We start from the raw sequence: 21,525 nt of genomic DNA, 5'->3' as shown, positions 1-21,525 counted from the left end.
CTGAAAAAACGTGGTATTAATCCTGTTAGTTCTCAATTGAAGCATGAGCAAGGAAACTCAGAATGGATAATGTATATAACTTTAGTGCAGGCCCTGCCGGATTGCCTAAAGCCGTGATGGAACAAGCGCAAGCTGAATTTATCAACTGGAATGAACTGGGTACTTCGGTAATGGAAATCAGCCACCGTAGTAAAGAGTTTATTAAAGTTGCTGAAGATTCGGAGCAAGATCTGCGCGATCTACTTAATATTCCTGATAACTACAAAGTTCTATTCTGTCAGGGTGGTGCTCGTGCCCAGTTTGCTGCAGTGCCACTCAATTTGCTTGGCTCGGCCAAAAAAGCGACGTACATCGATGCGGGTTACTGGGCAGAAAGTGCGGTTCAAGAAGCGCGTAAGTACTGCGACGCTGATGTGTTTGACGCAAAAGTAACCAAAGCGGGCAAAACTGCGGTACGTGACGTTAGCGAGTGGGTGATTGATCCTGAAGCGGCTTACGTTCACTTCTGTCCAAATGAAACCATTGATGGTATCGAGATCAGTGAGCTTCCTGATACAGACAAACCGATCGTAGCGGACATGTCGTCAAACATCTTATCTCGTCGAATTGATGTGTCTAAGTACGGCGTTATTTATGCGGGTGCGCAGAAAAATATTGGTCCAGCGGGTCTTTGCATCGTGATTGTTCGTGATGACCTTCTCGATCTTGCGAATGACTTGCTACCAAGCTTTATCAATTACAAAACCTTGGCTGAGAAAGATTCGATGTTCAACACGCCACCGACCTTCGCGTGGTATTTATCAGGCTTGGTGTTTAAGTGGTTGAAAGCCAATGGTGGTGTTGAAGCGATGGAGCAAATCAACCAAGAGAAAGCGACACTGCTTTACAATGCGATTGACCAGTCCGACTTCTACCGCAATGAAGTGCATCCAGACAACCGTTCGCGTATGAATGTGCCATTCCAATTGGCGAAACCAGAACTTGACGAGTTGTTCCTAGAGCAAGCTAAACAACGAGGTTTGGTCTCTTTGAAAGGACATCGTGCTGTTGGTGGGATGCGAGCGTCAATCTATAACGCGATGCCATTGGCAGGCGTACAAGCGCTTGTAGACTTCATGCAAGAGTTTGAAGCACAAAACGCTTAATTAAGCAGCCGCGTTTTATTGAGTAAGGCTTAACCTATTGGGTTAAGCTTTTTTTATTATTTCTCGTTCACAACGCTGACGAATCTAAACTAAGCTATTAACTGAATTGTCATTAAATGTGTGGTTTCCGTGACTTTCTATCAACGAAACTTGATGGCTTTGTGCGCTGCTGTGGCTGGGATTCAGATCTTACTGCTAGGCTTCACTCTGCCTGCTCTTGTAAGCACGGTAATAATCTGTGGTCTAGTAAATATGGCGATGAAGGCGGCTGAAAAAGAAGCGAATGAAGCGTTATTGCGACTCACGACGTCGTTGACGGATTGGGTTCTCCCTGAGCTTGAGCAGCAGGCTGAGTCACTTCAAAAATATACAACTGAAACATTTTCTGACGTATCTCGTGCATTAAGTCGCTTAAAAAAGTGCCGCAGTGTGCTAGACAAAATTCCTGATCGTGCGCCAAAAGAGATCAAGCTCGCTCTGAAAGGCATCACTTTGATGCAAAATGAAATGTCACAGTCACTGATTGAAAGTAAGGTGCTAGGTATAAAGCACGAACACCTAGTAAAAAGCCTCGAGATGACGAAGAAAGAGCTAAAACGGGCGAAAATCTCTCAATGGCAAGATGAACACCTCCTCAAAGTGATCAGAAGGCGCGATAACTCTAGTACCCATTGAACCGATGAAAAAATCGCAGCCGAAGCTGCGATTTCTCAATGTTTAGCGGTGTTTAGGTTTTCGATTGCCGCTCGGTTTTCCACTGTTGCTGGCTTTGTTAGCACCAGTTGGTTTACCACCACGGCCGTTTTGCGGTTTGGCGTTAGGCCCCGCGTTTGGTCGACTGCCTGACGGTTTACTGCCTGGTTTACCATTGCGGTTACCCGGCTTACCGCCTTTGTTTCCACCACGGTTATCACCATGCATTTTCTCAAAACCAGGTTGGCTTTTGGTGTGCTTGGTCGCAAATCGCTGGGAGCCATGACGTCCTGATTTTCTGCGCTGCGCTGGCGTTTTCGCATCAAGATCTTCTGCTGGGATCAAACAACCAGGTTTATCGCCGATTAGATGCTTTTTGCCCATGTTGATCAATGCTTCACGAATCATTGGCCAGTTTGCTGGATCATGGTAACGCAGCAGCGCTTTGTGGAGTCGACGTTGTCGCTCACCTTTTGCCACTGGTACGTCTTCGCGTTTTTTGTATTTCACGCGTTTAAGCGGGTTGGTCTCTGAGTAGTACATCGACGTCGCATTACACATCGGTGATGGGTAGAAGTTTTGTACTTGGTCACACTCAAAATTGTTTTTCTTCAACCACAGCGCAAGGTTGAGCATGTCTTCGTCTTCGGTACCTGGGTGGGCCGAGATAAAGTAAGGGATTAAATACTGCTTTTTACCCGCTTCTTCGCTGTATTTTTCAAACATCTCTTTAAAGCGGTCGTAAGTTCCCATGCCTGGTTTCATCATCAGATCCAGCGGGCCCTTTTCAGTATGCTCTGGTGCAATCTTCAAGTAGCCGCCCACGTGATGAGTCACAAGCTCTTTTACGTATTCTGGTGATTCTATGGCAAGGTCGTAACGTACGCCTGATGCAATCATCACTTTTTTCACGCCTTTCACTTTTCGGGCGGCGCGGTAAAGATCGATGGTGTGTTTGTGGTCCGTATTGAGCTTATTACAGATCCCCGGGAATACACATGATGGACGACGACAGTTCGCTTCTGCTTTCGGATCGCTACAGCCCAAACGATACATGTTAGCAGTTGGGCCGCCGAGATCAGAAATTGTGCCTGTAAAGCCGGGGACTTTGTCGCGGATTTCTTCCAGTTCGTTGAGGATCGATTCTTGCGACCGGTTTTGGATAATACGTCCTTCGTGCTCGGTGATCGAACAGAAAGAACAGCCACCGAAACAACCACGCATGATGTTCACCGACGTTTTGATCATGTCATACGCTGGGATTTTTGCTTTGCCATACATCGGATGGGGAACACGCGCATAAGGCAAGCCAAACACGTAGTCCATCTCTTCGGTGGTGAGGGGAATTGGCGCTTGGTTAACCCACAATTCGCGGTCTCCATGGCGCTGAATCAATGCGCGACCTGAGTAAGGGTTTGTCTCTAGGTGCATGATTCTGCTCGCGTGAGCATAAAGAATTCGGTCGTTATTGAGCTTTTCAAACGGCGGAATGCGAACGGCTGTGGTCGCCGCGTCGTGACGAGATGGGCGAATAGTTATTGGTTTCGCCTCGGTTTCTTGTGCTTTGGCTTTGGTATCACACTGCTCTTCGACCACGTATGGGTTCGGCGGAATAAAGGCTTCTTTGCGCGGTTTCTCGATTCGTGATGAATCAATCACGTTGTAGCCTTCTGGCGCGGCAGCGAGGTTTACTGCCGTACCTCGAATATTGGTTAGTGTTGAGATCTCTTCACCATCGGCCAACCGATGCGCGACTTCTACCAGCGCGCGTTCAGCATTACCAAACAGCAGAATATCTGCTTTTGCATCAAACAACACTGAGCGGCGTACTTTATCTGACCAATAATCGTAGTGCGCGAGTCGACGTAAACTCGCCTCAATTCCACCTAAAACAATGGGTACGCCTTTGTATGCTTCACGACAACGTTGTGAGTAAACTAAAGTTGCACGATCAGGGCGTTTGCCCCCTTCATTGTTTGGCGTGTAGGCATCATCATGACGCAGTTTTTTGTCCGCGGTGTAGCGGTTAATCATGGAGTCCATGTTACCGGCGGTAATACCAAAGAAAAGATTCGGCTTACCTAACGCCATGAAGGCATCTTTGGTGTTCCATTCTGGTTGAGCAATGATGCCGACTCGAAAGCCTTGCGCTTCAAGTAATCGACCGATGATCGCCATACCAAAACTTGGATGATCAACGTAGGCATCGCCGGTTACGATAATAATGTCACAGCTGTCCCATCCAAGAGCGTCCATTTCTTTTCGGCTCGTTGGAAGAAAAGGTGCGGTGCCAAAGCACTCTGCCCAATATTTCTTTTGCTCGTGAATAGGGGTGTTTTCGCTGTACATATTTTGCTCTCGGATCCAGGGAGCGCGAATTATAGCGGCTTGGCGCCCATCTATCTAGCCTTACATATCCTTAGATTATTGGGGGATTTTTAAGTGGTTTGTGTAGTTTATCCGCTGGCTAAACTAATTGGTGAAGGTCAAAGGATATTTGCCCAATTTGTTAGCGGATTAACGTCAACATTGCGCTAAATGCGATAGATTTAATTATAGAAGTATAAAACTGGTTGGGTATTGAGATGGATGATGTCATGAATGAGCCGCATGCTACTGCGCCTCAGCTACAGGGCAGAAAAAGCAAGTACGTTGTTTACGACTGGGCGATGAACCTTAAAACACAAGCCTTCTATTGCGATAACGAAGGGCAAACCTTGATGTTTGGCGAGGTGTATTCAACCTTCTCGGCGACACGTTTGATTCGCTTAGTCCCACCAGGTCAAAGAGATAGAGTGAAGCGCGCGTTTCAAACCGCGTTGACGACTGGCGAGGATTGTTACCTCCATTGCTGCCTTGTGACACCCACATCACTGTTTACATTCGTTGAAATCTACATGTACAAAGCGGATGAATATCACCTGAAAGGCACGATCTCGCCTTGCTTGGTCATTTCGAATGCGCAAGAAGCATCAGAGATATTTTACGGCATTTTTGAAAATCAGCATCACGGTGTGGTAGTGACTGATTCGGATACGCGCATCCTTGCCTGTAATCACTATTTTGAAAAGATGACGGGGTATCTTCGCAATGAACTTGTCGGACTAAAAACCAACATCTTTAACTCTTCGAGTCATGATGACGAGCATTATCGGGCACTATGGGAATCATTAGCTTCCAAGGGATATTGGAATGGGGTACTGCTTTCACGTCATGCACAAGGTAAGGTGTTTCCCCAGAGCTTAACGATCCAGAAAATTGGCTTGGGGAGTGGGGAAGACTATTATATCGGCTTGAGTACAGATCTATCGTCTGATCTCGATCGATTGGAAGACACCCAGTCTGGCGGGGTTGATATCCTGACGCAATTACCGACGTCGGATCATTTTCTTGCCCAGCTGACCAAGCGATGTAAAGCGACGGACCGAGACAATACCTTACTGGTTCTCGCCATCCAGCCGCGCTTTGCTTCAAAGGGCACCAACGAGCAAAAAAAACGTTTTGCCGCTTATCTAAAAGAGAAAACCAGCGCGTTGTTTTCAGGGTATATGGACAGCGGACGCTTTCTAGCCTGTTTGCCTGTGGTGGTTGAACACCCAGAGCAACGGGTACGAGACATCGCCAAGACATTAACGACCTTTTTCCATTGTTTTAAGCATGCTACTAAGGATATTCATGAGGTTTTAAAGACTGGGCTGTTGGGCGTTTCAATCTATGGTGTGGACGCTGAGACGCCCAATCGGCTTGTGTCTCATGCTTGCCAAGCGATTCTCGAACTTCATTCAGGAGAAAATAAACGCATCGCGTTTTATGATCGCTCGATCCATTTGCAAATTGAGCGCAAGAAACGCCTTGAAGCACATGTGCAAAAATCGATGCTGAACAAAAATGTAGAGGTCTATTTCCAACCCATAGTCAGCGTAAAGCAGCAGTGCGTAGAGAAATTTGAAGCGCTGTGCCGTTTCCCCCCTTTGGAGTCGGAACCTGCGACCACCCAAGACTATATTCAGGTCGCTGAAGATATGGGCAAAATTTTCGAGTTAGATAATTTGGTCTGTGGGATGGCATTTGAACAATTCAAAGCACTACAAAAGCGGTTTGGCGACACCTTGCAGTTGTCAGTCAATCGCTCATTGAATACCGATGTTGGCATTGTCGATGTGCTGAAGCATACCGCACTCGCGCTAGATGATGCTGGTTTGTCCCCAGATTGCTTAAACATAGAATTTACCGAAAGTGCTTTTTTGGACAATTCAGACAACAGCCAGCAACTGATTCAAACGCTTCGCGATGCAGGGGTAAAAATTGCTGTTGATGATTTCGGCTCTGGATGTGCCTCGTTCCATTACTTAACCAAGAGTTTCTTTGATGTACTCAAGATTGATCGCCAGTTTATCTCCGGATTAGAAAAAGAAACGCGGGAGTATCATATTGTCCATACGCTTGTGCATCTGGCACATCAGCTCAATCTTGATGTGATTGCCGAAGGGGTAGAGACAGAAAGTGAGTTGGCTTTGCTGACTGAACTTGGGGTGGACTACATTCAAGGTTACTTGTTTGCAAAACCAGAAAGTACAAAGCAAATCGTCGCCCACGAGCATTATTGCCGGTGGCCGAAAACCGCACCAAGTGCACCAGAACAAACTCTCATGAAGCTGGTTAGCAAAAATAGCCATCACCTTGATCCAGGAGATCCGTTATCCCTCGCGCATCAATATTTTAATGTGTCTCATGGCGATTACTTGGCTGTGATTGACAATAAAAAATGTGTCGGTGTGCTGTCGCGAACAACCATGCATTTACATATGACGCCAACGATGGGCACGGATCTCGAAACAAGCAAAGAGAAAAATAATTGGCATAAGAGTGTCAACCGAATGATGACCCCCGGAGGAACGGTACTCGATTGGCATACGCCAGTAAAAGAGGTTCACCGACTCGTTACGCAAGGCACGCCTTTGCCTTGGATATTGACTGATGAGCTTGGGGTGTTCAAAGGGTTAGTGGAAATGGCGACGGTATTGAGTTTCTGTGTAGAAGATTAAAGTTAAATTTATCAATTGTTATTCTAATGCTTAGGTGTAACTAAGACTCTTGTCCTAAAGTTAAGGGTAAAGGGAGCTAATTTTAGGTGAGCAGTGGATAATGCTTAGTGGGCCAAAGGTAACGGAATCTGACTTGAGTCGTGAAATAGGGGCGCCGCTCACTTCTATTGCTTGGACTTGGGACATTAAACATCACAAGCTCGATGTTGACAGACAAGCGCTTGGTTTGCTTTTGCAGTCACGTTTGCCCAATGTGTCAGGAAACGTAATACTTGCTTGCTTAGATTACAGCGATCAAACCAAATTTATTGACCTCATAAAAGAAGCATGTCGTTGTCAGCGGACGTTAAATTATGCCTGTTGTATGACGCTCGATGGTGACCAGTGTTGCTACGTCAATTTCTCTTTTAGTGCAGAGAATACCTTGACGGTAAAAGGGCACATTACCCCTTTGCTCTATTTTTCTGTCTCTACTGCACTATTCAATGAGTTCTTCCAGCAGTTGTTTGAAAACCCGCATCATGGCGTTGTGTTACTCAACAGCAACAAGTCGATGCTTGCCTGCAACACCTATTTCCTCGATCACACTGGTTACAGCGCCAGAGAGTTGTTGATGAAGTCTGTTGATACACTCAACTCAGATAAGCATAGTGAAGAGTTCTACCAATCGATTTGGTCTGATGTAGACAGTAAAGGGTATTGGTCCGGTGTTGTACTCATCAAGCAGGTCGATGGCAAAACCATACCCCAAGATCTGACTCTACAAAGAGTGACGTTTGCTGGTCAGCTGTTTTACCTTGGCTATTATCTGGATTTGTCGAAAAATCTATATCGCGTCGCAGACATTGAGCTCGGTGGCGTCGAGCTGTTAACTCAACTTCCCACCGAATCGCAATTTACCCAGATGGTGGCGAAGCGTTGGATAAACGATAGCTCCGAGGCGATCAGTATGGTGGTGGCATTTGTCCCTCGTTTTGAGCAGAAGGACGATTTTGAACTCAAATCGACGCTTTCGGAACACCTGTCACGCAATCGTATCGCGCAGCAAGTGGGGTATATTGGTAACAACCATTTTGTGGCGTGTTTAGAGTGTCCGAAAACGGATTCTCCCGGCCAAGTGCGGATCATTCACCAAACCATTCGCCGTTTTTTCTCAACCCTGAATCAGTCAGCAGGCAAAGCAATCCACCGCGCGATTCTAAAGGGAAAAGTGGGCGTTTCAGTGCTCGGTCACGATACTTACAATCCCAAACTGCTGGTTAGTCATGCGGTGCAAGCCTTATTGGAGCAAAGCAATAACAGCCAAGGGCAGATTACGTTTTATCATGGTGCGATTCACAAAGAGGTATTGAGACGAAAAGAGCTAGAAGAATGGGCGGCCAAGCTGATTAAATCGCAAAGTGTTGAGGTGTATTACCAACCGATTGTCGACGTAAGAACGTGGGACATTGTGAAGTTCGAAGCGCTAAGTCGATTTAAAGGGCCAAATGGGCAGATGCTCAATACGCAAGAGATGGTGACCATCGCAGAGGACCTCGATCTCGTGGCTGATTTGGATTGGTGCGCAGGGAAAAGGGCGCTCGAAGAGCTGACAGCAATTCAGGAACGTTTTGGCGCCAAGCTAGGTGTGACAATAAACCGTTCACTCAACACCAAGCTGGACGTGGACGAAGTGCTGCAGAGCGCCGAATCATTGATTTATCAGTACGCAAAAACGCCGGAACTTGTGACCATCGAGCTTACCGAGAGTGCTTACTTTGATAGTGAATCTCGCCAATCTGCATTGATTCGCAGCATTCGCCGTAAAGGAGTGAGCATCGCGATTGATGACTTTGGCACAGGCTACAGCTCATTCAGTTATTTAAGTGATTCAAACTTTGATTTGCTTAAGATTGATCGAGAATTTGTCACCGATATTAAAATGGGCTCGCATCAGTATTTCATCGTCAAAATGATCACAGAGCTGGCGCATACACTCAGCGTTAAAGTGGTGGCGGAAGGTGTGGAAACGCGACATGAATTAGAAGTGTTGTGTGGACTAGGGGTGGATTTTATTCAAGGCTACTTCTTTTCTAAACCGCTGCCTCTCAATGAGTTAGAGAAGGCGTGGGGCTATTACGACAAGTTGGAAGACTTTCTCAGTCGCACGTCGAGTATGCGTAAAGTGGGTATACTTAGCATTACCCAAACTCATATTCCTACTTTGGCGCCAAGAGATACCTTGGATCAGGCGTTGGAGATATTTGAGTCTGGTCGTTACAACATTCAAGTTGTGCCAATCATTGATGGGCAGACTTGCTTGGGTATTGTCGGTCGCAAGGAGCTCAACTTCCACATTACGCCTACGTTAGGGACCAAGCTCGAAACGACCAAAGACATGACCATAGCGAAAAAGCGGTTAAACCAAGTGATGCAGCCAGAGGTACACAAGATCTCCTATCAGATGAAGTTGATAGAGATCTCCGATCTGATTCGAAGCGGGATCAAATTGCCTTGGATTGTTGAAAACGAGCTGGGTGAGTACCTCGGGATCGTTACGACGCAAGATGTCTTAAACTACTTTGCGAGTTTACGTTAACCGCCACGCTAACACCCAAGCGGTAAGTTTGCTATTATCCGCACCCATCACTTTCAAACAGAACATGACATCATGGTGCAGCAATTTTTGGCCGTGTCGGCTCCGATGCTTTTGGGCGCACAGCTTATTTTGACGTTAATCTTAATTAAAGGTGAAATTTGTCCCGGTCAACGTGGACGAATTCACAAAGTACTCCCAGCCCTTGCTGTGATGTGGCTTGCCGTTGCTTCGTTGAAGGTAGAAGCAATGATGGTGGTGTTTGCCATCGCCTATTTCTACTCCCAAGTACAAACCAAAAAGACCCGCGATCAGGGCCCACTTTGGGTGATGTATCTAGCGAATGGTTTGGCGCTCTCTTATGTCGCAATCATGATCGCAGAGCAAGCGAGTCTCGCAGGGGGCATTAATGTTTTTGTCCAGATCGCGCTGCTTGGTGCATTGTTTGCGCATCTGTTGCTGACCGTCGCACGAACTCGACTTCAGGCGTTTCACCGAATTCTTCCCGTGTCGGGTGTCATTTCTGCGATGCTGATGACACTGGCTATTGCACTTAAAGCGGCATCTTTGGATGAGCAGGTGCTGATGAGTGTGCTGCAACCCTTGTTGATTGGTTTTGCACTCATGATTGCTGCGGTTGTTGTATGGTGCTGGCACATGTTGCTATCGCGCGAAATCAGCAAGCCACAGTTAGGATTTGCGCTTGCGGTGATGCTGCTGGCGGTGACATCCAACCAAGCTTTGTTTGCACTTTAGACTGGGCTCACTTTAAATTTGCTCAATTGTGGCTAGGCTTGTTAGTAGGCGTACTAAGAAAGGAGCGTGGCTATGGATCTGAGCAATGTGAGCCGCTTTGATAGCGTCATTCTGCTAGGTATCGTTAACGAAAAGCTTCGGTTGGAATGCGGTAGCTTTGATGAGTTAGTCAGTATGTACGAAATGGACGTTGAGTCCGTGGTGGGGAAACTGGATGTGTTGGGCTACCAATATGATCCGCTCACCAATCAATTTAAGTCTTATTCTAGATAATCGACCACTTTATAGTGAAAAGGAGGCAACTGCCTCCTTTTTTATACTGTTTTTATCCCTTCCAAATGACTCTTTGATTGCTGGCGAGCGGTATTGAAAAAGGCTTGCAAGTAACGCTTATCCTTATCAGCATGTCGCGTTGCGGCAAACAATCTTCGCCATAATCCTTCACCAAGCGGGATACTCGTAATCAATCCTTGACGAGAGAACTCGCTGATGGCCCAGTTGGGCAGTGCTGCAACCCCAAGGCCGGCCGAGATCATCTGGATCAGCATCAGCGTATTGTCAGACTGCTTCCAACGAGCGGGCTCAATGCCAGCTGGCTGAAGGAAATGTTTGACCACATCGAGACGACTTTTCTGAACCGGGTAAGAGAGCATGGTTTGATCGGCTAAGTCCTGAGGTTCAATGCGCGCACGGCTTGCCAGAGGGTGTGTGGTTGCCGTTACAAGTCGCATTTCAAAATCAAACAACGGCTCGTAGTGGACTTCTGAGCGCGGGGCAATGTCAGATGTAATCACTAGATCCAATTCCCCTCCAATCAATGCTGGCAAAGGCTCGAACCCAAAACCGGAGGAAAAGTCTAACGTAACACTCGGCCACGCGACTTGATACTCCCTTAATGCGGGCATCAGCCATTGAAAACACGAGTGGCATTCGATCGCCATGTGCAATCGTCCGTTCACATCTTCTTTCAGGCTGGCTAACTCGTTCTCTGCCTTGGCCAAACGGGGAAGCACATCATCCGCAAGCCGAAGCAAAATCTCACCCTCGGAGGTGAATTTTACTGGTCGAGTTTTACGCAGAAACAAAGCGCCTCCAATCCGAGCCTCTAGATCCTTCAATTGATGTGATAGGGCCGATTGAGTTAGGTGCAAAGCGGTGGCAGTGGCGGTCAATGATCCTGTATCACGCAATGTGGTTAACGTTTTTAAATGCTTGAGCTCTACCATGAGTTCCTTTCAAACTGAGTTATTCCGCATGAGTGTTTTCAACATACGTCGTTTATAAAGAAGTGTAAACATCTAGACGTCTAAAATATTTGGTTTTCTTCATTTTGCTTCAATATTGTCGAGCCATCATGAACAAAACTAATAAACAAGTTGAATATTTGGAGATTGCTTCGTCTAGGGTTTAGCGCAATATTTTAGCCATCCAGACGCCTTTGGTGTGCTAAAAAATATAAACATTGTGAATGAAAAGAATGACAGGACGACGATTATGACAACAACGACTCACATCCTTGGCTATCCCCGTATTGGCGAAAAACGAGAGCTAAAATTTGCCCTAGAGAAATATTGGCGAGGCGAGATTGACCAAGCTCAATTGAAATCGGTTGGTTCAGAGCTACGTGTCAGCAACTGGCAAACTCAGCAACAAGCTGGCTTAGACTATGTGACGGCAGGCGATTTCGCTTGGTATGATCATGTTCTCACTACCACGTTATTGTTAGGTCATGTGCCTAAACGCCACCGTTCTGGTTTTCCTGATTTAGATACCTTGTTTAAGGTTGGTCGCGGACAATCTCAGGCGAACTGCGGTTGCAGCGGCAGTGCGGCGTCTGATATGACCAAGTGGTTCAATACCAACTATCACTACATTGTGCCAGAGTTCAGCCAAGAAGATACTTTTGAGGTGAGTTGGCCTCAGCTGTTTGAAGAGGTGAATGAAGCAATTCAAGCCGGTCACAAAGTTAAACCTGTCCTACTAGGGCCGCTGAGTTACCTTTATTTGGGTAAAGAGGTGGAAGAGGGCTTTGATCGCTTGAGTTTGTTGCCGCGTCTGTTAACAGCTTACCAAGCGATCTTGTCAAAGTTGGCCAACTTAGGCGTAGAGTGGGTCCAAATTGATGAGCCTATTTTATCTCTTGAGCTTGAAAAACCATGGCTTGACGCGTTTAGGCTAGCGTATCAAGTGATTCGAACAGACGTAAAAGTGCTACTGACAACCTATTTCGATTCTGTTCTCGATACGTTAGACAAAATTGTTGAGCTCAACGTTGACGGCTTGCACATTGACCTGTCGGCATCCCCAGAACAGTTGGAGCTGGTGGCAAATAAATTACCTAAAGATTGGGTATTGTCTGCGGGTGTGATTAATGGGCGTAACGTGTGGCGCGCAGACTTAAGCGCTCAGCTTGCACTGCTACAACCGGTTAAAGACAAACTGGGTGATAAACTGTGGGTGGCAAGTTCTTGTTCTCTGCTACATAGCCCTGTTGATCTATCGCTTGAAACAGAACTTTCTGAGGAAGTGCGCAGTTGGTTTGCCTTCGCTAAGCAAAAAGTGACGGAAGTTGCGCTACTTGGCAAAGCGCTTGATGGCGATCAAGAGGCGATTCTGGCTTGCGATACTTATAGCGCCCCAATTCAAGCGCGTAAAACCGCGACTCACGTAAACAAACCTCAGGTACAGGCTCGCCTAAACGGAATTACTAAACAACTCACTGAGCGAACGGCCCCTTACCCAGAACGAGCAGCGCATCAGAGTGAAGTTTTAGGGCTGCCTTTGTTCCCAACGACGACCATTGGTTCATTCCCGCAGACCAGTGAAATTCGAGTCCAACGCAGTGCGTTTCGCTCGGGTCAATTGTCGCAGCAAGAGTATGAAGTGGCACTAAAAGGGCACATCGAAGACGCCGTTAAACGCCAAGAGGCCCTTGACTTAGATGTCCTTGTGCACGGTGAAGCAGAGCGTAACGATATGGTTGAATACTTTGCCGAGAATTTGGCTGGCTTCCAAACCACTAAGTTCGGTTGGGTTCAAAGCTATGGTTCTCGCTGCGTGAAACCGGCTATCGTTGTGGCGGACATTGAACGTGAAAAACCGATTACCGTAGAGTGGTCGACCTACGCACAATCCCTTACCTCCAAGCAGATGAAAGGCATGTTGACTGGCCCGGTGACCATATTATGTTGGACTTTCCCAAGAGAAGACATTTCTCGCAAACAGATCGCCGACCAACTTGCGCTGGCGCTACGTGATGAAGTCTCTGATTTGCAAGATGCGGGCATTAACATCATTCAGATCGATGAGCCTGCGATTCGTGAAGGTTTACCGCTGAAAAAGCGCGATCACAAAGCGTATTTGGAGTGGGCGGTAGACGCATTTAAGATCTCTGCATCGAGCGCTAAGCCAGAAACACAAATCCATACCCACATGTGTTACTCGGAGTTCAATGAGATCATTGATTCAGTAGCCGCTCTTGATGCAGATGTGATTACCATTGAAACCTCTCGCTCAAACATGGAACTGCTGAAAGCATTTGAAGAGTTTAACTACCCAAATGAAATCGGCCCTGGCGTTTATGATATCCATTCGCCAAATGTACCGACGCAAGAGTGGATAGAAGGATTGTTGACGACTGCGGCGGAGAAGATTCCTGCACAGAGGCTTTGGGTGAATCCAGATTGTGGTCTGAAAACCCGAAACTGGGAAGAGACGGAAGCCTCGTTAGCCAACATGGTGTCAGCTGCGAAGAAACTGCGTAAAGAGTACGCATAAAGCGCGAAAGAGAAACGAAACAAGCCGATCACATGATCGGCTTGTTTTCTATGGCAGTGGATGAATGTGTCGGCTGATTAAATTGCTTGGCCGTTCACCGTGACTTTAACGTCAATGTTACCACGAACCGCGTTTGAGTAAGGACAAACTTGGTGGGCGACTTTTGTCAGTTCCAGTGCTTGCTCTTGAGGTAAATCCAACTCTGCCGCTAAACTCACCGTTAAAGCAAAGCCCCCTGTTTCATTAGGACCAATGCCCACTTCAGCAGTAACTGGCGCGTTTTTTAGCGCAACTTTTGCTTCACGAGCGACATGTAGAATAGCGTTTGAGAAACACGCAGAGTAGCCCGCAGCAAATAACTGTTCTGGGTTGGTCGCAGCGCCACTGCCCCCCATCTCTTTAGGGTAAGAAAGTTCTAAGTCGAGAAGTCCATCATCTGTTTTTACTTGGCCATTACGACCTGCGAGTGCTGTTGCTTGAGTCTTGTATAGGGTAGTCATGGAGAGTTTTCTTATTAATTTAAGTTGCGCGCAATTTAATTGCTTGCAATCTTATATCGAAATCCATGTAGAATGCAACTATATTGTGCGCAATTTATTTTTTAGGTGACATTATGAGTGAATGCCAAACGCAACCAAGTTTGAGTGATGATGAGAAACTGCTGCTTGATAACCAGATCTGCTTTCCACTTTACAGTGCGGCAAATGCGGTGATTCGAGCTTATCGTCCTCTGCTTGACGAATTGGATCTGACTTACTCTCAGTACTTGGTGATGATGGTGCTGTGGGAGCAAGATGGCGCAAGTGTCAAAGATGTTGGTTCGCGCTTGCACCTTGATTCTGGAACATTGACTCCCTTGTTAAAGCGTTTGGAAAGTAAAGGCTACGTGCTAAGAGGGCGAAGCGAGACGGACGAAAGGGTAAGAGTGCTAAACCTCACCTCATCTGGGCAAACGCTCAAACAAACCGCAAAAGCCGTTCCGAATGCGATGAAGTGCAAAATTAACTTAGAGCTTGAAGAACTTATCTCGTTGAAGACGCTGTGTGAAAAAGTACTGAGCAAGCTAGGTTAATTACCCCACCAAGCCGATGGGGTGATAAGTGTCTATTGTTGGCGAATGCCAATACGCTTGATTCAACTAAAGTCCATTGGTCATTTGTTGCGTGAACTCATCAGCCGGAACTGCTTTACCATACAAAAAACCTTGAGCGTAGTTGCACTCTTCGGTTCGAATAAAGTCTTCCTGATAGCGCTCTTCAACCCCTTCGGCTATCACCATCATATTAAGTTTGCGTGCCATTGCGATAATGGCTCTTGTCAGCTCTCGGTTGTGTTGATTGTGCTCTAACTGACTAATAAAGCTGCGATCAATTTTTAGCGTATCGAACGCGTATTTTTGCAGATAACTGAGTGAAGAGTACCCAGTACCAAAGTCATCAAGAGAAATGCTGACGCCAAATTGACGCAACTGAGCAAGGACATTTTGCGCATACTCTTCATCTTGCAACAGAATACCTTCTGTTAGTTCCAGTTCAATGCACTTCGCGGGCAGTTGGTAAAGTTCAATGATGTCTTGTAAGTGTTGGACGAAGTGCTGCTCTTGGAATTGGATTGGTGAGATGTTGATCGCCATTTTAAACGAGTGCGGGGATGCGCGATGCCACTCTGCAGCTTGCTTCAGTGCTCGATGCAAAACAAAGTAGCCGATTTCTATTATTTGGCCGTTGCTTTCCGCGAGAGGGATAAAACGGTCTGGCGACACTTGCCCCAGTATTGGATTGTTCCATCGTAATAGCGCTTCAGCACCAATGATCTTTCCCCCTTGTTTGAGGCAAATGATTGGCTGGAAATGAACCTCGAGTTCGTTTTTCTCCAGCGCTTTAGAAAGGTGTGATTCTAGTCGTAAGCGCTCTTCAGCGGCTTTTTGTGCTGCCGCATTAAAGTAAGCAACCTGCAAACCTTCTTTTTTACCTTCACTCATTGCTGAGCAGGCTCGCTGAATAAGGCTAAATGAGTCTGTTGCATCCATTGGGAAGACAGCAATTCCCAAGTTACATTGCAAATTGATACTCATACCGTTGACATTAAAAGGCTGAGTGCATGCATTGGTAATTCGTTCTATGGCTTTTTCTTGCTGCTCGGGGGTACGCAGATGCTGAGCGGCGAGAACGAAATCTGAGCCAACAATTCTGGCCAGTTTCCACTTTTTGGGCAGCTTGTGGCAGATTCGTTGGCTCAGTGACGACAAAATCTGATCACCGAACATGTAACCATAGCTTGCGTTCACAAACTTAAAGTTTCTCAAACTGAAATAAATCAGGGTAATTTGTTCATCGTCTTCTAGAGAGGACATCTGTTTGGCGAGATCGTCGGCCAGTGTGACTCGGTTGGGGAGTTTAGTGAGCGGGTCGTAGTGAAGGTGAAAATCCAAGTGGCTTTCCGCTGCGGTGCGCTGCTCAATTTCTTTGAGTAAGCGACTGCTGAGATCGGCAAGTGTCTTGGTTCTTTCTGCGACTTTGTTTTCTAACTCCTGATTGAGTACGGCAAGCTCTGCTTTGCGATATAGGGTTTCTAGCTGGCCCTCGATGGCTGTTTGAAAACGACCAAGCAGCGACATCGCATCTTCATCAAAGTAGCGCTCTTGGCTGTCGAGCATGCAGATGGTGCCAAAAGGGGTGTCATCTGGCCAAAACACAGGCAGTCCGCAGTAACAAATCATACCCAGCTTGATGTCTGGATTGCTATCCCATTCTGGGTCGTTGAGCGCATTGGGTACGTTCAGCATACGCCGCTCGCTAATCACGGTTTCACAGTACAGACCATGCCCGAGTGAGTCTTTGGCATTTGGTGCGTAAGGGTTGTTTTCGCTTCGACTACTAGAAAATACCTCAATGTCATTTTCATGAATACGCATAACTAGCGCGGCAGGGCATTGCGTCATCTTGGCAACCAAATCAACAATTTCTTGCCAGCTATTAAGTACAGAATCTGGAACGACTAATTGAGAGGTATCTATGTCTGCCATGACGCTAATCCTTTGCCTGATAGTGACGGTGTTCACTCAGCGATGAGTTGAGTCGCTTTGATTTTTAGTATAGGTGATATGAATCCATAATTGCTGTAAATGCTTTAATGTTAACGTTCAAAGCTAATTTCTACAGGAATTCAAACTCAAAAAAGTACGAATCAATCACCTCACATACGAGTAACGGTTCAGCTTACGGGTATGCTCAATTGAAGAAATTGTTGGTCGTAATTTGAAGTAAGCTGAATGGACGGGATTTTTGCTATTCAATCGGACTCTGGACACGATTGTCTCCACCGCTAAAGGCGATCACTTGGCTAATATGAGTCAGACTGCGGCCACTCTCTTTCTGCCAATGAGCAAAGGCTTTGTTGACAGACTCCAGTGAACGTTTGGTGTCTCTGCCGCCTTCAATCACTTGGTAACTGCGTAGGTATGCCTCAACATCCTTAGACAAGATAAAGGTGTCCACGCCCATTTGCCTAAGACTGTAAGGCCCTGTGTTTCCGCCCAGTCGTTGTCCCTGTTTTTTTAAGTAGGACCATAGACCTGTGATGTCATCATCTGGCCAGTTGGCGATCATCTGACCAAAGCTGCCGTGTTTCAGTGAAGCTTCATAGATCATTTGCGCGTTGGCGCGTATCGATTTGACTTTGGTATGGTGGCGGATAATTCGGGTATCGGCTGCTTTGTCGTCCCACTGTTCGTCCGACATCATCAGCAAGGGCTCTATTTTGAAACCAAAAAACACCTCTTCAAACTGAGGCCATTTGTTACGTACCACTTTCCACGATATGCCACTTTGAAAGACCTTCATGCTCAATGCAGATAGCCAGCGGTCATTAGGGATTGACGCGATTGCGTTTTTGCTTAATGGCGTCGCAAGTATGGATTCAAGTTGTTTTACTCCGCCTTTTCGCTTGGCGGCGCGTTGATAGATGTCTGCAAATTTCTCTAAAGCCAATGTGATGACTCCTTGTAACGTTTAACTTTCTTCTCGTCTTAACCGAGTCAAGACACGAATTAACGACTCAATGACATTCTAAGGCGTGGCAAACATAAAGTCAGTGACCTAAACGTAAGGAGTAAAAAGATGAAGAAAACCTGTTTTGCATTGTGCTTTGCTGCACTGCTTGCTGGCTGCCAGATCACCAGCGTGGAGGGCGAGTACAGAGATGTGGAAGTCAAACTGAAAAATAAAGAGTCTTCGACAAGCGGTGATCGTTTCTGTCCTCCTGGTCAAGCGAAAAAGGGCAATTGCTAGATTAAAAAAGGCCAGCGTGATGCTGGCCTTGTTGATTGGTTTGGTCGCTACAGGGTCAGTAAGTAGTTAACCAGTTGGTTGTACTCTTCAAAAGAACGGATTTGGTCCGCTTTGACGATGTATTTGTCGTTTACCACAACGCCAGGAACGCCAGTTAAGGTGCTCTGCTTAAATTGCTTATCAAAGCTGCGCTGCATAGAGCTTACGACAAAGCTGTTGTACGCAGAGTCAAACTTTGCGCCATCGATACCGTTGTCGATAAAGACTTGGCGCAACTGCGCTTCATCTTTTGGTGCGCTGCGTAGGTCATGAATTTGCTTAAACATCGCTGGCACCATCGTCTTCTCAGCATTCAATGCCACCATGGTCGCGTATGACTTTGCCATTGGGACTGCCATGTTGCCTCCCATAAAAGCGACGTGCACTTTTTCAAATGTGGCCCCGTCTGGCAGTGAGGCTTTTAGGTTGTCAATCACAGGTTCAAACTTGTAACAGTGGGGGCAGTAGAACGAAAAATACTCAGTGACTTTCGGCTTGGAGGCCTTCTCTCCGGATAAAACTGTGTAGTGTGTCCCTTCTTCAAATTGTGCCGCGTGTACATTTAGCGCCAGCAATAGCGTAGAAAATAGTGCAAATAACGTCTTCATTGCATAATCCTAAATTAAGTGAATCAAATAGTGCTGCAGCATCAGGCCGCAGGGTGTTTGCGAAATTTAGGACGTAATAATAGGAGGGCGAAACAGTGTTTGAATTCGTGTTATCGCTTTTTGATTATCATCTTGGCCAATAAGGGCGAGTGAGGAAATCGGTAAAGAATGGGTACTAATGCAGTGGGCGCAAGGCATTTTAAGCAAGCAAATGGACGCGCAGCATTGATGGTTGCTGGTGCTAGTCGGTTCGTGCTGAGTACACTCCAAGTTATGTATTGGCGCAATCACACTTAGCAGGTTACCAGCATGAGGGTTAAGCGGCCAATGATGTTCCTCAGCTTGCACACTCACCGCTACGCAGGTAAAAAACAGCGCAAATACAGCTAAAAAGGTAATACAAAACTGGCGTTGAACTGGCAATAACCCATCCTCAAAATACATCGCCGCTAGCTTAACTGATTTAAAACTAAATAAAAACGTTCTGTTAACCGTTATTTGTTGCATCCGTTTTTACCGCGCGATGTTCTTTGCGATATTGACTCGGTGACATGCCGCTAACGCGCGAAAACTCTCGGTTGAAATTTGATTTAGTCTGAAAGCCACTGCTCAGTGATATCTGGGTGATGCTGTCTTTGGTTTCTACCAGTGCTTTCTGGGCGTGTTGGATCCGATATTCGTTAATGAGTTTGGATATATTGCGTTGATGGACTTGGTTAACGGCGATGGAGATCTGTTTTGCTGGGTAACCAAGCTTTCTCGACAACTTGGAAAGCGTCAGTTCAGGATCAAGGTAGCTTGATTTACGACGCATGTTTTCGTCGAGTGCTTGGATGATCTCTTTTGCAGTTGACTCGGGTAGGGATGTTTCTGCTCCAGTTGTTGGCTGCATTCTGCTAGTGGTACAAGGTTCCTTTGACAGCGACACGTCTAACACCTCCTCTTGTATCGGCGTGTGGATGGCGGCAGTGACGACGGCCAGTGATAGGATCGGTAAAAGCAGTAAGTGAGCGGTGGTTAAAATGTAGATGGCGTAGGAGCCTTGATTGATGGCGAAATCAACCGATATGCCAATGTCGATGACTGCCGATAAGAGCAGAGCGGTTGCAGCGATTCGTTGTGATTTTTGAACTGATTCCCAGTGACCTAAAGAGACATTGAGCATCGCATTGCGAAGCTGCGATTGTCGCAATAGAGCGAAACCGTAACCAAGGTAGATGAGCGTTAAGATAAAGTCGACGGAAACCATCAGCCAATCTTGGATCGGTAAGCTAACGATGACGACAAGCGGACTGATCAAGTGAGTGTGGGCTCGGCTTTTTTCCCCAATATGAGCAAAGGTAATCCACGCAGAAACGGGAATCAAACACGCCAATACAGGTTGTACATAGTGGAAAACTGGGAGCGGTAAATACCATCTTAGCCCCACGACAAATGTCGTGACGCAGCAGAGCAACAAAAACCCACAAGCGCCCTTCGTTTGCTGTGAATCTCGCATATATAAGGTAATGGCGAACAGTCCAAACAGCATGGAGACAACGAATGGGACGGGAATGGCTAACATTTCTCTTTCCTTGATTTTATGGAAACGTTTCTTGGTAGTTACCTTGTACTGACAAGCTCTTAGGATAATCAAACCCTTGTCCAATAAACAGTCTGCGATGGACGAAAATCGGTTTTAGAACGTCCTAGAACGGGTTTTAGGACGCATGCTCATCGTTATTTTCCTACTGTGTTCTCTGACAAACTAAGGAGGACACGATGTCTTATTATTTTCTGGCATGGAAACACGCATTTCAGTTTGATGGCCGTGCATCTCGTCATGCATTTTGGTCTTTTACCGGGGTACACATAGCGGTGACTCTGCTATGCATTACATGGGATGTGATGACGGCTGCAACAATTGGGGCGGACCTTATTTATGGCGTTGTCAGTCTTGTGCCCATGATTTCTATCGTCGTACGCCGTTTACACGACATTGAGCGTAGTGGTTGGTGGGGATGGGTATTTCTTGTCCCGGTCATTGGTCCAATCTGGCTAATTTGCTTTCTCGCAAAACCCGGTGTTGGTTTAGCACGTGAGGAGGCGGTATGAAAATCTGGATCATATTTGGACTGCTACTCAGTTGTTCTGGTTATGCCGTTGCTAAGCATCACCCTGAGCTACCCAAAGATGCAATCGGAGTCTTGACCGTGGAGTCAACCACACAAGGTGAGTTGCTTTGGATAAAAGGGAGAGTAGGCAGCGGTCAATACATCAGCATTGATCAACAGGGGCGTCACTGTTCGCTGGAGGTCCCCGTAGCAATCGGAGAGGTCGGTGATGTGGATATTGGTATCGAATCGGCTAAGGGATTAACGATGATTATCACCAGCCAAGCGTTAAGTGATGCGCTCAACCAAGGAAAAAGAGTTAACAGCACCGATTGGCGAATCTCCTACGTGACAGAAGCTAGGCAAGCCGATGCTAGAATCGTGAGCGGCATTACCGCAGGTGAAGGATTTATCCTTAACTCGAGAAGGCGTTGGATCTCTTGGTTGCTGGATGACCGACCTGCGCCTATCTGTTGGTAAAATATTCGGGCCGCCGAACCTGATC

The 21,525-nt window shown here is 46.6% G+C and carries 18 protein-coding genes; 11 read left to right on the top strand and 7 right to left on the bottom strand.

Annotated features, from left to right (window positions below; translation table 11 throughout):
• Positions 1-62 precede the first annotated feature (62 nt).
• Entirely contained in the window at positions 63-1,145 is a 1,083-nt protein-coding gene (gene serC, locus OH458_RS01015) for a 3-phosphoserine/phosphohydroxythreonine transaminase (protein ID WP_269976987.1), read from the top strand.
• 153 nt (positions 1,146-1,298) lie between these two features.
• A complete protein-coding gene (locus OH458_RS01010) occupies positions 1,299-1,820 on the top strand; it encodes a hypothetical protein (RefSeq protein ID WP_269976986.1) in 522 nt (173 codons plus the stop codon).
• Positions 1,821-1,862: 42 nt separating this feature from the next.
• Here the strand turns inward: OH458_RS01010 and OH458_RS01005 are convergent, their stop codons facing one another.
• A complete protein-coding gene (locus tag OH458_RS01005; protein WP_269976985.1) occupies positions 1,863-4,187 on the bottom strand; it encodes a YgiQ family radical SAM protein in 2,325 nt (774 codons plus the stop codon).
• Positions 4,188-4,435: 248 nt separating this feature from the next.
• Between OH458_RS01005 and OH458_RS01000 the strand changes: the two genes are divergently transcribed.
• From OH458_RS01000 to OH458_RS00985, 4 genes are all read left to right on the top strand, one after another.
• On the top strand, positions 4,436-6,883 hold the full coding sequence (locus OH458_RS01000) for a sensor domain-containing protein (RefSeq protein WP_269976984.1): 2,448 nt from the start codon (positions 4,436-4,438) through the stop codon (positions 6,881-6,883).
• 100 nt (positions 6,884-6,983) lie between these two features.
• The gene (locus OH458_RS00995) at positions 6,984-9,461 is read left to right on the top strand and encodes an EAL domain-containing protein (protein WP_443088486.1); all 2,478 of its coding nucleotides are present in this window, start codon (positions 6,984-6,986) and stop codon (positions 9,459-9,461) included.
• Between the two features lie 72 nt (positions 9,462-9,533).
• A complete protein-coding gene (locus tag OH458_RS00990) occupies positions 9,534-10,214 on the top strand; it encodes a hypothetical protein (protein ID WP_269976982.1) in 681 nt (226 codons plus the stop codon).
• A gap of 72 nt (positions 10,215-10,286) precedes the next feature.
• On the top strand, positions 10,287-10,487 hold the full coding sequence (locus OH458_RS00985) for a DUF4250 domain-containing protein (protein WP_005474111.1): 201 nt from the start codon (positions 10,287-10,289) through the stop codon (positions 10,485-10,487).
• Positions 10,488-10,528: 41 nt separating this feature from the next.
• Here the strand turns inward: OH458_RS00985 and metR are convergent, their stop codons facing one another.
• Positions 10,529-11,440, bottom strand: coding sequence for an HTH-type transcriptional regulator MetR (gene metR / locus OH458_RS00980; protein WP_269976981.1), 912 nt, complete (start codon positions 11,438-11,440; stop codon positions 10,529-10,531).
• Between the two features lie 268 nt (positions 11,441-11,708).
• Between metR and metE the strand changes: the two genes are divergently transcribed.
• Positions 11,709-13,991, top strand: coding sequence for a 5-methyltetrahydropteroyltriglutamate--homocysteine S-methyltransferase (gene metE / locus OH458_RS00975; RefSeq protein WP_269976980.1), 2,283 nt, complete (start codon positions 11,709-11,711; stop codon positions 13,989-13,991).
• 77 nt (positions 13,992-14,068) lie between these two features.
• Here the strand turns inward: metE and OH458_RS00970 are convergent, their stop codons facing one another.
• Complete coding sequence (locus OH458_RS00970; protein WP_005474031.1) at positions 14,069-14,491, bottom strand: organic hydroperoxide resistance protein; 423 nt, start codon at positions 14,489-14,491, stop codon at positions 14,069-14,071.
• 113 nt (positions 14,492-14,604) lie between these two features.
• Between OH458_RS00970 and OH458_RS00965 the strand changes: the two genes are divergently transcribed.
• On the top strand, positions 14,605-15,063 hold the full coding sequence (locus OH458_RS00965; protein WP_038134254.1) for a MarR family winged helix-turn-helix transcriptional regulator: 459 nt from the start codon (positions 14,605-14,607) through the stop codon (positions 15,061-15,063).
• 66 nt (positions 15,064-15,129) lie between these two features.
• Here OH458_RS00965 and OH458_RS00960 read toward each other — a convergent pair whose 3' ends face one another.
• Together OH458_RS00960 and OH458_RS00955 are read right to left on the bottom strand one after the other, a co-directional pair.
• Complete coding sequence (locus OH458_RS00960) at positions 15,130-17,016, bottom strand: bifunctional diguanylate cyclase/phosphodiesterase (RefSeq protein WP_269976979.1); 1,887 nt, start codon at positions 17,014-17,016, stop codon at positions 15,130-15,132.
• A 262-nt stretch (positions 17,017-17,278) separates the two neighbouring features.
• Positions 17,279-17,980: a DNA-3-methyladenine glycosylase I gene (locus OH458_RS00955; RefSeq protein WP_269976978.1), complete on the bottom strand. Its 702-nt coding sequence runs from the start codon at positions 17,978-17,980 to the stop codon at positions 17,279-17,281.
• A gap of 129 nt (positions 17,981-18,109) precedes the next feature.
• On the opposite strand from OH458_RS00955, the gene OH458_RS00950 reads away from it, so the two are divergent.
• Positions 18,110-18,280, top strand: coding sequence for a membrane lipoprotein lipid attachment site-containing protein (locus tag OH458_RS00950; protein ID WP_190277896.1), 171 nt, complete (start codon positions 18,110-18,112; stop codon positions 18,278-18,280).
• 47 nt (positions 18,281-18,327) lie between these two features.
• Here the strand turns inward: OH458_RS00950 and OH458_RS00945 are convergent, their stop codons facing one another.
• Both OH458_RS00945 and OH458_RS00940 read right to left on the bottom strand, forming a co-directional pair.
• Entirely contained in the window at positions 18,328-18,927 is a 600-nt protein-coding gene (locus tag OH458_RS00945; RefSeq protein WP_038134258.1) for a thiol:disulfide interchange protein DsbA/DsbL, read from the bottom strand.
• 487 nt (positions 18,928-19,414) lie between these two features.
• On the bottom strand, positions 19,415-20,491 hold the full coding sequence (locus OH458_RS00940) for a helix-turn-helix domain-containing protein (protein ID WP_269976977.1): 1,077 nt from the start codon (positions 20,489-20,491) through the stop codon (positions 19,415-19,417).
• 197 nt (positions 20,492-20,688) lie between these two features.
• Between OH458_RS00940 and OH458_RS00935 the strand changes: the two genes are divergently transcribed.
• The gene (locus OH458_RS00935; RefSeq protein ID WP_269976976.1) at positions 20,689-21,021 is read left to right on the top strand and encodes a DUF805 domain-containing protein; all 333 of its coding nucleotides are present in this window, start codon (positions 20,689-20,691) and stop codon (positions 21,019-21,021) included.
• Positions 21,018-21,500, top strand: coding sequence for a hypothetical protein (locus OH458_RS00930; protein WP_269976975.1), 483 nt, complete (start codon positions 21,018-21,020; stop codon positions 21,498-21,500). The genes OH458_RS00935 and OH458_RS00930 overlap by 4 nt, the downstream gene beginning before the upstream one ends.
• Positions 21,501-21,525: the final 25 nt, after the last annotated feature.

Source organism: Vibrio sp. MarTm2 (assembly GCF_027587055.1).
GTDB lineage: Bacteria > Pseudomonadota > Gammaproteobacteria > Enterobacterales > Vibrionaceae > Vibrio > Vibrio sinaloensis_D.
This window is presented reverse-complemented; position numbering and strand designations above follow the sequence as displayed.

Coding starts and splice junctions, on each gene's coding strand:
- serC (WP_269976987.1), top strand. CDS start 63: ATGGATAATGTATATAACTTTAGTGCAGGCCCTGCCGGATTGCCTAAA.
- OH458_RS01010 (WP_269976986.1), top strand. CDS start 1,299: ATGGCTTTGTGCGCTGCTGTGGCTGGGATTCAGATCTTACTGCTAGGC.
- OH458_RS01005 (WP_269976985.1), bottom strand. CDS start 4,187: ATGTACAGCGAAAACACCCCTATTCACGAGCAAAAGAAATATTGGGCA.
- OH458_RS01000 (WP_269976984.1), top strand. CDS start 4,436: ATGAATGAGCCGCATGCTACTGCGCCTCAGCTACAGGGCAGAAAAAGC.
- OH458_RS00995 (WP_443088486.1), top strand. CDS start 6,984: ATGCTTAGTGGGCCAAAGGTAACGGAATCTGACTTGAGTCGTGAAATA.
- OH458_RS00990 (WP_269976982.1), top strand. CDS start 9,534: ATGGTGCAGCAATTTTTGGCCGTGTCGGCTCCGATGCTTTTGGGCGCA.
- OH458_RS00985 (WP_005474111.1), top strand. CDS start 10,287: ATGGATCTGAGCAATGTGAGCCGCTTTGATAGCGTCATTCTGCTAGGT.
- metR (WP_269976981.1), bottom strand. CDS start 11,440: ATGGTAGAGCTCAAGCATTTAAAAACGTTAACCACATTGCGTGATACA.
- metE (WP_269976980.1), top strand. CDS start 11,709: ATGACAACAACGACTCACATCCTTGGCTATCCCCGTATTGGCGAAAAA.
- OH458_RS00970 (WP_005474031.1), bottom strand. CDS start 14,491: ATGACTACCCTATACAAGACTCAAGCAACAGCACTCGCAGGTCGTAAT.
- OH458_RS00965 (WP_038134254.1), top strand. CDS start 14,605: ATGAGTGAATGCCAAACGCAACCAAGTTTGAGTGATGATGAGAAACTG.
- OH458_RS00960 (WP_269976979.1), bottom strand. CDS start 17,016: ATGGCAGACATAGATACCTCTCAATTAGTCGTTCCAGATTCTGTACTT.
- OH458_RS00950 (WP_190277896.1), top strand. CDS start 18,110: ATGAAGAAAACCTGTTTTGCATTGTGCTTTGCTGCACTGCTTGCTGGC.
- OH458_RS00945 (WP_038134258.1), bottom strand. CDS start 18,927: ATGAAGACGTTATTTGCACTATTTTCTACGCTATTGCTGGCGCTAAAT.
- OH458_RS00940 (WP_269976977.1), bottom strand. CDS start 20,491: ATGTTAGCCATTCCCGTCCCATTCGTTGTCTCCATGCTGTTTGGACTG.
- OH458_RS00935 (WP_269976976.1), top strand. CDS start 20,689: ATGTCTTATTATTTTCTGGCATGGAAACACGCATTTCAGTTTGATGGC.
- OH458_RS00930 (WP_269976975.1), top strand. CDS start 21,018: ATGAAAATCTGGATCATATTTGGACTGCTACTCAGTTGTTCTGGTTAT.